This window comes from Isoptericola dokdonensis DS-3 (genome assembly GCF_001636295.1).
Lineage (GTDB): Bacteria > Actinomycetota > Actinomycetes > Actinomycetales > Cellulomonadaceae > Isoptericola > Isoptericola dokdonensis.
Window position 1 is genome coordinate 3,785,028 of sequence record NZ_CP014209.1, and the last position, 11,714, is coordinate 3,796,741.

Consider the following 11,714-nt stretch of genomic DNA (forward strand, 5'->3'; position numbering starts at 1 on the left):
GCGGCCAGGTGTCGCCAACGACGGCGACCGACCGAAGGACGACAGATGACCACGCAACGACGCATCCGCCGCCGTGTCCTCGGCGCTGCCGCCGCGTCGGCGGCGATCGCCCTGACCGCTGCCTGCACCGCGGGCACCGGGACGGGGACCGGCACCGCGAGCACCGGCACCGGCGAGGGCGGGACCTCGTCCATCACCGTGTTCAACGGCGCCACCGGCACGATCAACGAGAACTGGAATCCGTTCTCGCCCACCGCGCTCCAGCCCACGCTGGGCGTCATCTACGAGCCGCTGTTCTGGTACAACCTGGCCCAGACCTCGGACCCGACGCCGCTGCTCGGCACCGACTTCTCGTGGAACGACGACGGCTCCCAGCTCACGATCACCACCCGTGAGGGCGTCACCTGGTCCGACGGCGAGCCGTTCACCGCCGCCGACGTGGCCTTCACGTTCAACCTGCTCCAGAGCACGCCCGAGCTCAACACGGCCGGCACCGCCGCCACCGCGGAGGCGACCGACGACACCACCGTCGTCCTGACGTTCCCCGAGCCGAACTCGTACATGCAGGAGGCCGGCGTGCTGGGCAACCAGGCGATCGTCGCCGAGCACGTCTGGTCCGAGATCGACGACCCGGTCACCACCATCAACCCCGACCCGGTCGGCACCGGAGCCTTCACCCTCAAGGAGTTCTCGCCGCAGAGCTACGTCATCGAGGCGAACGAGAACTACTGGGACGAGGGCAAGCCGACCATCGACGAGGCCCGCTACATCTCCCTGGAGACGGCGGACGCCGCCGCCGGGGCGCTGCTCGCCGGGCAGGTCGACTGGATGAGCTCCTTCCTGCCGGGCCTCGACCAGATGCTCGCCGACAACGAGGAGATCTCGTACGTCAACACCCCGGCGCTGACCACGTCGATCTTCACCTGCTCGAACGCCGACCTGGGCTGCGAGGGCCCGCAGACCGACCCGGCCGTGCGCCAGGCGATCTACCACGCGCTCGACCGCACCCAGCTCAACGAGCTGGCCGGCGGCGGGTTCGCCGGCGTCGCGTCGCCGACCCTGCTGCTGCCCGAGCGTGACGCCGACTGGGTCGCGGACAGCGCGAACCTCGAGGTGCCGCAGACGGCCGACGTCGCCGCCGCGAACCAGATCCTCGACGACGCCGGCTGGGAGACGGGCGACGACGGCATCCGCACCAAGGACGGCGAGCGCCTGAGCATGACGATCCAGACCGTCACCGGCTGGGCCGACTACATCTCGCTCAACGACACGATGAAGCAGCAGCTCGCCGCCGTCGGCATCGAGCTCCAGCCGACGCAGATCGCCTGGAACGAGTGGAACGACAACCAGGTCAAGGGCAGCTACCAGCTCTCGCTGGACTCCATCGGCCTCGGCGCGTCGGCCAACCCGTACTACACGTACAACGGCAAGTACCGCTCCACGAACAGCGCGGAGGTCGGCGAGATGGCGTCGGGCGGCAACTACGCCCGGTACGCCAACCCGACCGTCGACGCGGCCATCGAGGCCGCCGAGGCGACCGCCGACGAGGCGGAGCAGCAGGAGCAGTACGCGATCGTGCAGTCCGAGATCGTCGAGGACCTCCCGTACATCCCGATCTACGTGAACTCCACCCTGACGGAGTTCAACAACACGCGGGTCACCGGCTGGCCGGACAACGACGACAAGTACGCGTTCGCCGCCTCGTGGAAGGCGTGGGACAACGGGATCGTCCTCAAGACGATCACCCCTGTCGGCTGACCCGTACCACCTGCACCGAGGAGGGGCTCGATCGCCATGACGTTCGTCCTGCGCAAGCTCGGGTTCTACGCCGTCGCCCTGTGGGCGGCGCTGACCCTGAACTTCCTGATCCCGCGGCTCATGCCCGGCAACCCGGTGGACCAGCTGGTCTCGAAGCTGGCCCAGAAGGGCCAGGTCACGCCGGCGACCCGGGAGGCCATCGAGCTCCTCCTCGGTGCCAACACCTCGGCGCCGCTGTGGGAGCAGTACGTCGACTACCTGCGCCAGCTCGCCCAGGGCGACCTGGGGGTGTCGGTCACGTACTTCCCCGCACCGGTCACGCAGGTGATCGGCCAGACCCTGCCGTGGACGATCGGACTGATCGGCATCTCCACGGTGATCTCGTTCGTGCTGGGCGTCGGGCTCGGCACGCTGGCCGGGTGGAAGCGCGGCTCCTGGCTGGACAACCTCATCCCGGTCACGACGATGTTCCAGTCGGTGCCGTACTTCTGGCTCGCGCTGATCCTGCTGTACCTGCTCGGGTCGGTGTGGATGGTGTTCCCGCTCAACGGCGGCTACGACGTGTACACCACACAGATCGGCTGGAACCTGCCGTTCGTCGGGTCGGTGATCTACTACGGCACGCTGCCGGCGATCACGATCGTCATCTCGTCCGTCGGCGGCTGGATGGTGGGGATGCGCAACATGATGGTCTCCACCCTCTCGGAGGACTACATCCTCACCGCCGAGGCGAAGGGCATCGCGCCCGGGCGCATCATGCGCACCTACGCGGCCCGCAACGCCATCCTGCCGTCGGTCTCCGGGTTCGCGATCTCGCTCGGGTTCGTCGTGGCGGGGTCCCTGGTCACGGAGGCGGTGTTCTCCTACCCGGGCGTCGGGTCGGCGCTGCTGTCGGCCGTGAACTCCAACGACTACGCCCTCATGCAGGGCATCTTCCTGGTCATCACCATCTCGGTCCTCGGGGCGAACCTGCTCGTGGACCTCCTGTACTCCGTGATCGACCCGCGGACCCGGGCCCGGAGCTGAAAGGACGACGATGTCGATCAGCACGCAAGAACCCCAGCCTCCCGAGACGTCCAGGGCCGACGAGGTGGACGGCGTCGCGCCGCGGGCGCTCGACGCCGCGCCGTCCCCGGCCGACCGACGGCGCCGCCGCACCTTCGCGGTGCCGGTCACGCCCAAGCTCGTCGTCGGCCTCGGCATCGTCGTGCTCACGACGCTGTTCGCGCTCGTCGGGCCGCTGCTCGTCCAGGACCCGTCGCAGGTGAGCGACGTGGGCCTGGCGCCGCCCAGCGCGGACCACCTGCTGGGCACGACGCAGACCGGCCAGGACGTCTTCGCCCAGCTCGCCTACGCCTCGCGCGGCTCGCTGACGATCGGGCTCGTCGTCGGCGTCATCGTCGTGGTGCTGTCGGGGTTCTTCGGCGTCGTCGGGGCGTACGTCGGAGGCTTCCTCGACGACTCCTTCTCCCTGCTGACCAACATCATGCTGGTCATCCCCGGCCTGCCGCTGGTCATCATCATCTCCAGCTACGTGCCGGACAAGAGCGTGTGGCTGGTGGCGGTGGTGCTGGCGATCACGAGCTGGGCCGGGTCCGCCCGCGTGCTGCGCGGCTACACGCTGTCGGTGCGGTCCCGGGACTACGTGCTCGCCGCGAGGGTGGCCGGGGAGCCCGCCTACCGGGTCCTGATGGTCGAGATCCTGCCGAACCTCGTGCCGCTGCTCGCCTCGCAGGCGATGTTCGCGGTGATCTTCGCGATCCTCGGCGAGGCGGGGCTGTCGTTCCTGGGGCTCGGCGCCACGGGCTCGTTCACGTGGGGCACGATGCTCTACTACGCCCAGAACGGGCTGGCGCTGCGGCTCGGCGCCTGGTGGTGGTTCGTCCCGCCGGGCCTGATGATCGCGCTGTTCGGCGCGGCCCTGGCGCTCATCAACTTCTCGATCGACGAGGTCATCAACCCCCGCCTGCGCAACCAGACGCGCCAGGCGCGCAAGAAGTGGCACCTGGACCGGCCCGCCCGGGCCGCCCGCCGCTCGGGCGGACGGCGCGACACCGGGACGGAGGCGGCGGCATGAGCGCGACGAACGGCGCGACGCCCCGCACCGTGAACGGCACGGCGGACGCGGCGGCGGGGGTGCGGCCCCCGCGCCACGAGGTCGACCCCGTCGTCACCGTGGCGGGCTACGGCGTGGAGTACCGCGCGGAACGCACCGTGCGCGCCGTCGACGACGTCTCCCTCGTCCTCGGTCGCGGCGAGGTCCTCGGCCTGGCCGGCGAGTCCGGGTGCGGCAAGTCGACCCTCGCCTACGGGATCAACCGGCTGCTCAAGCCGCCCGCCGTCGTCACCGGCGGGTCGGTGACGTTCCACTCCCGCGAGGGGCACGTCGTCGACGTCGGCGCGCTGACCGGCGACGACCTGCGGCTGTTCCGCTGGGAGAAGATCTCCATGGTCTTCCAGGGGGCGATGAACTCGCTCAACCCGGTCAAGAAGGTCCGCGACCAGCTCGGCGACGTGTTCACCACCCACCGGCCCCACCTGTCGAAGCGGGAGCTGCTGCTGCGCTGCGGCGAGCTGCTGGAGCGCGTCGGGGTGGACCGCAACCGCCTCGGCGCCTACCCGCACGAGCTGTCGGGCGGCATGCGCCAGCGCGTGATGATCGCGATGGCGATGGCGCTCGACCCGCAGGTCATGATCATGGACGAGCCGACCACCGCGCTCGACGTCGTCGTGCAGCGCGAGATCCTCCAGGAGATCTCCCGGCTGCGCAACGAGCTCGGGTTCGCCGTCGTGTTCATCACCCACGACCTGCCGCTGCTGCTGGAGATCAGCGACCGCATCGCCGTGATGCGCGAGGGCCGCATCGTCGAGGAGGCCGCCGCCATGACCCTGTACACCGACCCGCAGCACGACTACACCCGGCGCCTGCTGTCGTCGTTCCCCAGCCTCACGGGGGAGCGCGGCGACTTCGTGCGCAGCGGGTCGCACGACCTGGCGGAAGGGGACGCCCGATGACCACCCTCGAGATGCGCGACGTCACGAAGGACTACCGGATCCGCGACGGCTGGCACTCCCAGCGGCTGCGGGCCGTGGACGGTGTCTCGTTCACCCTGGAGCCGGGGCGGACGACGGCGCTGGTCGGGCAGTCCGGCTCCGGCAAGTCGACGGTCGCCAAGATGCTGATGCGGCTGGAGTCGCCGACGTCGGGGCAGATCCTGCTCGACGGCCGACCGGTCGGGCGCGGGCGGGCCGCCCAGCGGGCGTACCGCCGGCAGGTGCAGATGGTCTTCCAGGACCCGTTCGGCTCCCTCAACCCGCACCACACGATCGAGCACCACCTCGCCCGCCCCGTCGCGCTGCACCACCCCGGGATGTCCGCCGCGCAGGTCCGCGAGCGCGTGCTCGACCTGCTGCGACGGGTGCGGCTCGACCCGGCCGAGGACTTCGCGGCGCGGCGCCCGCACGAGCTCTCCGGCGGGCAGCGGCAGCGGGTCGCGATCGCGCGGGCCCTCGCCCCCGAGCCGGGCATCCTCGTCGCCGACGAGCCGGTCTCGATGCTCGACGTGTCGATCCGGCTCGGCGTGCTCAACCTCCTCGCCCGGCTCCAGCGGGAGGAGAACCTGGGCGTCCTGTACATCACCCACGACCTGGCCACGGCCCGGCACTTCAGCGATGACATCATGGTGATGTTCCGTGGATCGGTCGTGGAACGTGGCCCGGCGGACGAGGTCCTGCTGCACCCGCAGCACGAGTACACGAAGACGTTGCGCGCGGCGTCGCCCGACCCGGAGCGGCGGCTTGCGGAGCTGGCCTGAGGTCGGTGCCGCGCCCGTCCCGTCCGACGACGACCCGGGAGACCGACGATGACAGAGCTGCTGCGGGTGCCCGGGCCACAGGGCGCACCGCCGTCGAGCCGCGCGGCCGTGCTGGACGCGATCCGGGTGGCCGGCACGATCAGCCGGGTCGAGATCACGGAGGTCGCCGGGCTGACCGCGGCGACCGTCTCCACCACGGTGCGCCGCCTCATCGAGGACGGGCTCGTGCGGGAGGCCGGCCGGGGCGAGTCGACCGGCGGCAAGCCGCGCGTGCTGCTCGAGCTCGTGCCGACGAGCCGGTACGCGCTGGGCGTGCACCTCGACGCCGAGGACGTCACCTACGTCCTGGTGGACCTGGGCGGCGCCGTCGTCGCGCGGCTGCGGCGGGCGCAGGCGGTCGGCGACCCGCAGACGGTCGTGGACCGGATGGCCGCCACCGTCCGCGGTCTCGTGGAGAGCACGGAGGTGGCCTGGGACCAGGTCCTCGGTCTCGGCGTGGTCGCGCCGGGGCCGCTGTCCCGGCGCTCCCAGCTCGTCCTCACCCGCCCCGCGATGGACGCCTGGGGGGACTTCCCGCTCGGCCCGAGCCTCGGGGAGGCCACCGGCCTGCCCGTCGTGCTGGACAACGACGCGACCGCGGCCGCCGTCGGCGAGCACTGGGGCGGCGGGGCCGGCGGCAGCCGGGCGTTCGCCGCGCTGTACCTGGCCACCGGGATCGGCTCCGGCGCGGTCATCGACGGCGCCCCGCTGCGGGGCGTCAGCTCGAACGCCGGCGAGATCGGGCACGTGTGCGTCGAGGCGGACGGCCCCGAGTGCTGGTGCGGGTCGCGCGGCTGCGTGGAGGCGCTGGCGGGCCCCCGGTCGGTCGTCGCGGCGGCCGAGGCCGCCGGGTTCGACCTGGGCGGTCCCGGCCGCGGCCTCTCGGAGCGGTTCGCCGCGCTGGCGCGGGCCGCGCTGGGGGGAGACGTCCTCGCGGCGAACCTGCTGGGCCGGTCGGCCCGCTACGTCGCCATCGCCGCCCAGACCCTCGTCCAGGTGCTCGACGTCGACCGGCTGGTGCTGACGGGCCCGGCGATGGCCGTCGCCGGCTCGCTCTACCTGCCCGCCGTCCGGCAGCGCCTCACCACCTCCCAGTTCGCACGCGGCGACCACGACGTCGACGTCGTGATCTCGTCGCACGCCGGCGAGGCGGCCGCCGTCGGCGCCGCGGCGCTCGTCCTCCAGGGCGAGCTCGTCCCGCCCGGCGGCGGCCTCCGCATCGACGTCGCCTGACCCGCTCCGAGACCCGTCTCCCGGCGGCTCGCCCCACCCACGTCCCGCCCCACCACCCGAGGAGCCCTTCGTGACCACCTCCCCGTCCACCACCACCGCACCGCTGACGGTCCGTGAGATCCATGACGGCTGGACCGTGCGCGCCGTCGGCGGGCCGGTCCCGGAGCCGTTGCGCGACCTGCTCGACGGCACGACCGCGGTGCCGGCCGGCGTCCCGGGCACGGTGCACACCGACCTGCTCGCCGCCGGGCTGATCCCCGACCCGTACCTCGACGACCACGAGGCGCTGCTGAAGTGGGTCGGGCACTGCTCCTGGGAGTACCGCACCACGTTCGACTGGACGGCGGGCGGCGCCGACCGGCACGACCTGGCCTTCGACGGGGTCGACACGGTGGCGGTGGTGCGGCTCAACGGGACCGTCGTGGCGCGCACGGAGAACATGCACCGCCGCTACCGGTTAGACGTCACCGACCTGTTGCGCGTGGGCGCGAACGAGCTGGTCGTGGAGCTCGCCTCCCCGGTGCGGGAGGCCGACGCTCGCAGCCTCGCCCTCGGTTACCGGCCCCAGGTCAACCACCACCCGTTCAACGCGCTGCGCAAGGCCGCGTACAACTACGGCTGGGACTGGGGCATCGACGCCGCCACGGTCGGGCTGTGGCGTCCCGTCCGGCTCGAGTCGTGGTCGACCGCGCGGCTGACCGGGGTGCGCGTGCTGCCCGGGGCGGAGCGCGCCGCGGACGGCACGTGGGACGGCACGCTCGACGTGCACGTGGACGCCGGGCGGGCGCCCGGCGTCGACGGGGGAGACCTGCGCGTCGACGTCGTCGTGACCGGGCACGGCACGACGCTCGGGGCGACGGGCGCCGTGACGGACGCCTCCGGCGTGGTGCGCCTGCGCGTGCCGGACGTCGCCGTGTGGTGGCCGCGCGGGTACGGCGACCAGCCGCTGTACGACGTCGAGGTCACGCTCGCGGCCCCGGCGACCGCGGACGCCCCCGGCGCTGCGGATGCCCACGCCCCCGGCGACGGCCTCGACCGCTGGACCGGGCGCACCGGTTTCCGGTCGGTCCGCCTCGACACGACGCCCGACGCCGACGGCACGCCCTTCACGATCGTGGTGAACGACCGCCCCGTCTGGGTCAAGGGTGCCAACTGGATCCCCGACGACGAGTTCCTGCCGCGCGTCACCCGCGAGCGCCTCGCGGCCCGGATCGGCCAGGCGGTGACGGCGAACGTCAACCTGCTGCGCGTGTGGGGCGGCGGGGTGTACGAGTCGGACGACTTCTACGACCTGTGCGACGAGCGTGGCGTGCTGACCTGGCAGGACTTCCCCTTCGCGTGCGCGGCGTACGCCGAGGACGAGCCGCTGTGGTCCGAGGTGGAGGCGGAGGCCCGGGACAACGTCGCCCGGCTCTCGCCGCACCCGAGCCTGGTGCTGTGGAACGGCTCCAACGAGAACGTCTGGGGTCACCGGACGTGGGGGTGGGTCAAGCGGCTCGACGGGCGGACGTGGGGCCTCGGCTACTACGAGGACCTGCTGCCCCGCGTGGTGGCCGAGCTGGACGGCACCCGGCCCTACACGCCGTCGAGCCCGTGGTCGGGCGACCTGCCGATCCGCGCCGACGTGTTCCCCAACGACCCCGCGCACGGCTCGATGCACTCGTGGGAGGTGTGGAACCGCCAGGACTGGCCGCACTACCGCGACACGGTGCCGCGGTTCATGGCGGAGTTCGGATGGCAGGGCCCGCCCACGTGGTCGACGCTGACCCGGGCCGTCTCCGACGACCCGCTGACGCCCGAGTCGCCGGGGATGCAGGTGCACCAGAAGGCCGCGAGCGGCAACGACAAGCTCACCGACGGGCTGCTCGCGCATCTGCCTCTGCCCGACGACATGGCCGACTGGCACTGGGCGATGTCGTGGAACCAGGCGACGGCCGTGCAGGTCGCGGTCGAGCACCTGCGCTCCTGGACGCCCCGCTGCCAGGGGTCGGTGGTGTGGCAGCTCAACGACTGCTGGCCGGTGACGTCGTGGGCGGCGGTCGACGGCGACGGCCGGGCCAAGCCGCTGCTGCACGCCCTGGCGCACGCGCACGCCGACCGGCTGGTCACCGTGCAGCCGCGGTCGGCGGACGGCGGCGAACCGCTCGGGGACGGCACGGACGGGCTCGCCGTGGTGGTCGTCAACGACACCGACGACGCCTGGTCGGGCGAGGTCGTGGTGCGCCGCCTCGGGCTCGACGGCGGCGAGCTGGCGGCCACGACGACGGCCGTGAACGTCGCCGCCCGGGGGGCCGCGACCCTGCTGCCGGGCGCCGACGTCTCGACCCCCGCCGACGCCGGGGCCGAGCTGCTCGTGGCGGACTTCGGCGGCGTCCGCGGCCTGTGGTTCTTCGCCGAGCCCCGCGACTCCGCCCTCGCCGCGCCCCGCCTGGAGACCACGGTGCTGCCCGCCGCCGACGGCGTCGTCGTGCGGGTCACGGCCGTGAACCTGGTCCGCGACCTCACCCTGCTCGTCGACAAGGTCGTCCCGGACGCCGTGGTGGACGACATGCTCGTCACGCTGCTGCCGGGCGAGAGCGTCGACCTGCACGTCACGCTCCCCGCGGGCACCACGGTGGACCCGGCGGCCCTCGTCGCACCGGACGTCCTGCGGTCCCTCAACCAGCTCGTCGGGCCGGCGTGACGGCGGTCGACCGGCACGTCCACCTCCGGGCGGGTGGCGTCAGCCTCGTCCTGGCGGTGCACGACGCCCGCCTGCCCGTCGTCGTGCACTGGGGCGCCGACCTCGGCGACCTCGACGACGCGGCGCTCGCCGCCCTCGAACGGGCGGTCGCCCCGCAGCCGTTCGGCTACCCCGTCGACGGGCCGATGCCCGTGTCGGTGCTGCCCGAGGCGTCCACCGGCTGGCCCGGCGTCCGCGGGGTCACCGGGCACCGGGCGGGCGGCGCCCCCACGACGAGGTTCGTGGTCACCGGCCTTCGGGTCGTCGACCGCGACGCCCCGTGGTCGCAGGCCCTGGAGCTGACCGCGCGGGACGAGGCCGCCGGGCTGGGGCTCGACCTCGTGGTCGAGCAGGCGCGCAGCGGGCTCGTGCGGCTGCGCGCCGCGGTGACGAACCGCGCCGACGGCGTCCACGACGTCGCCGGGGTGCTCCCCGCCCTGCCGGTGCCCGCCCGCGCCACCGAGCTGCTGGACCTCACCGGCCACCAGCTGCGCGAGCGCAGCCCGCAACGGCTGCCCTTCGCGCACGGCCGCCACGAGCGCACCGGGCACCGGGGCCGCCCCGGCTTCGACTCCGCGTTCCTGCTGTGCGCGGGGGAGCAGGGGTTCGGCGCCCGCACCGGCGAGGTGTGGGGCGTGCACGCCGCGTGGTCCGGCGACCAGCGGTTCGTCGCCGAGCGCTCGTACCACGGGGTGCGGCTGCTCGGGGCGGGGGAGGCGCTCGCGCCCGGCGAGGTCCGGCTCGCCCCCGGGGAGACGTACACGTCACCGTGGACGTACGCGACGTGGGGACACGGCCTCGACGCCGCGAGCGGGCGCGTGCACGACTGGCTGCGCGCCCGCCCCGACCACCCGGCGGCACCGCGACCCGTCGTGGTGAACACCTGGGAGGCCGTCACCTTCGACCACACCCTGTCCCGCCTCACGGCGCTCGCGGACGCCGCCGCGGAGGTGGGTGCCGAGCGGTTCGTGCTCGACGACGGCTGGTTCGGGGGCCGCCGTGACGACCGGGCCGGGCTGGGGGACTGGGCTGTCTCGCCCGCCGTGTACCCGGACGGCCTGTGGCCGCTCGTGGACCACGTCCGCGCGCTCGGGATGGACTTCGGGCTGTGGGTGGAGCCGGAGATGGTCAACCCGGACTCGGACGTCGCGCGGGCGCACCCGGAGTGGATCCTGCGGGCCGCGGGCGGCCGGCTGCCCGGGCCGGGCCGGCACCAGCAGGTGCTGAACCTCGCCGACCCGGGGGCGTACGCCCACGTGCTCGACGGGCTCGACGCGCTGCTGGTCGAGTACCCGATCGCCTCCCTGAAGTGGGACCACAACCGGGAGCTCGGCGAGGGCGGGCTGCCCCCGGACGGGCGCGCGGCGGTGCACGCGCAGACGCACGCCGTCTACCGGCTGCTCGACGAGCTGCGTGCGCGGCACCCCGGCCTGGAGGTCGAGACGTGCGCGTCCGGCGGCGGACGCGTCGACCTGGAGATCCTCCAGCGCACCGACCGGGTCTGGGCCTCGGACTCCACGGACGCGCACGAACGGGTCGGGATCCAGCGCTGGACCTCGCTGCTGGTGCCGCCCGAGCTGCTGGGCGCGCACGTGTCCTCGCCGGTCGCCCCGACGTCCGACCGGGCGCTCCCGCTGGACGTCCGCTGCGCGGTCGCGCTGTTCGGGCACCTGGGGATCGAGTGGGACCTCACCGAGGCGGCGCCCGCGGAACGGGCCCGGCTCGCGCAGTGGGTGGCGTTCTACCGGGAGCGTCGCGGCCTGCTGCACTCCGGGCGCGTGGTCCACGCCGACGTGCCCGACCCGGCGTACGGGCTGCACGGCGTCGTCGCCCACGACGGGTCGCAGGCGCTGTACGCCTGGGTGTGCACCGCGTCGTCCGACACGTGGCCGCCGCCCGCGGTCCCGCTGCCGGGCCTCGACGCGGCACGCACCTACCGGGTGACCCTCGACGGGCCGATCACGACCCTGGAGGGTGTCGCGGCCCGCTGGGGCGTGCCGCTGGGCTGGGTGGACGACGGTGGTGTCGAGCTGCCGGGCGCGCTCCTGGAACGGGTCGGTCTCGCGCTGCCCGTGCTGTTCGCGGACCGGGTGCTGCTGCTGCGGGCCGAGGCCGTCGCCTGACGCGCAGGGCCGCGGGTGCTCGTC

Annotated in this window: 8 protein-coding genes; all 8 read left to right on the forward strand. The window is 73.5% G+C overall.

Translation table 11 applies throughout. The features are described from left to right. Positions 1-45: 45 nt before the first annotated feature. The 8 genes from I598_RS17180 to I598_RS17215 all read left to right on the forward strand — a co-directional run bounded on the left by I598_RS17180 (position 46) and on the right by I598_RS17215 (position 11,690). Positions 46-1,758, forward strand: a complete 1,713-nt coding sequence (locus I598_RS17180) for an ABC transporter substrate-binding protein (RefSeq protein WP_068204565.1) — start codon at positions 46-48, stop codon at positions 1,756-1,758. A gap of 36 nt (positions 1,759-1,794) precedes the next feature. Next, complete coding sequence (locus I598_RS17185; RefSeq protein WP_068204567.1) at positions 1,795-2,784, forward strand: ABC transporter permease; 990 nt, start codon at positions 1,795-1,797, stop codon at positions 2,782-2,784. Between the two features lie 10 nt (positions 2,785-2,794). After that, positions 2,795-3,835 carry an ABC transporter permease gene (locus I598_RS17190; protein ID WP_083973458.1) on the forward strand — a complete coding sequence of 347 codons (1,041 nt, stop codon included), beginning with the start codon at positions 2,795-2,797 and terminating at the stop codon, positions 3,833-3,835. Then, positions 3,832-4,773 (forward strand): ABC transporter ATP-binding protein, encoded by a 942-nt coding sequence (locus I598_RS17195; protein WP_083973460.1) that lies wholly within the window; start codon positions 3,832-3,834, stop codon positions 4,771-4,773. Before I598_RS17190 ends, I598_RS17195 begins: the two co-directional genes overlap by 4 nt. Beyond that, positions 4,770-5,573 carry an ABC transporter ATP-binding protein gene (locus I598_RS17200; protein WP_068204570.1) on the forward strand — a complete coding sequence of 268 codons (804 nt, stop codon included), beginning with the start codon at positions 4,770-4,772 and terminating at the stop codon, positions 5,571-5,573. Before I598_RS17195 ends, I598_RS17200 begins: the two co-directional genes overlap by 4 nt. Before the next feature lie 48 nt (positions 5,574-5,621). Continuing rightward, on the forward strand, positions 5,622-6,845 hold the full coding sequence (locus tag I598_RS17205; RefSeq protein ID WP_157557288.1) for an ROK family transcriptional regulator: 1,224 nt from the start codon (positions 5,622-5,624) through the stop codon (positions 6,843-6,845). Positions 6,846-6,915: 70 nt separating this feature from the next. Next, positions 6,916-9,528 carry a glycoside hydrolase family 2 protein gene (locus tag I598_RS17960; RefSeq protein ID WP_232314212.1) on the forward strand — a complete coding sequence of 871 codons (2,613 nt, stop codon included), beginning with the start codon at positions 6,916-6,918 and terminating at the stop codon, positions 9,526-9,528. Beyond that, positions 9,525-11,690, forward strand: coding sequence for an alpha-galactosidase (locus I598_RS17215; RefSeq protein ID WP_068204573.1), 2,166 nt, complete (start codon positions 9,525-9,527; stop codon positions 11,688-11,690). The genes I598_RS17960 and I598_RS17215 overlap by 4 nt, the downstream gene beginning before the upstream one ends. Positions 11,691-11,714 lie beyond the last annotated feature (24 nt).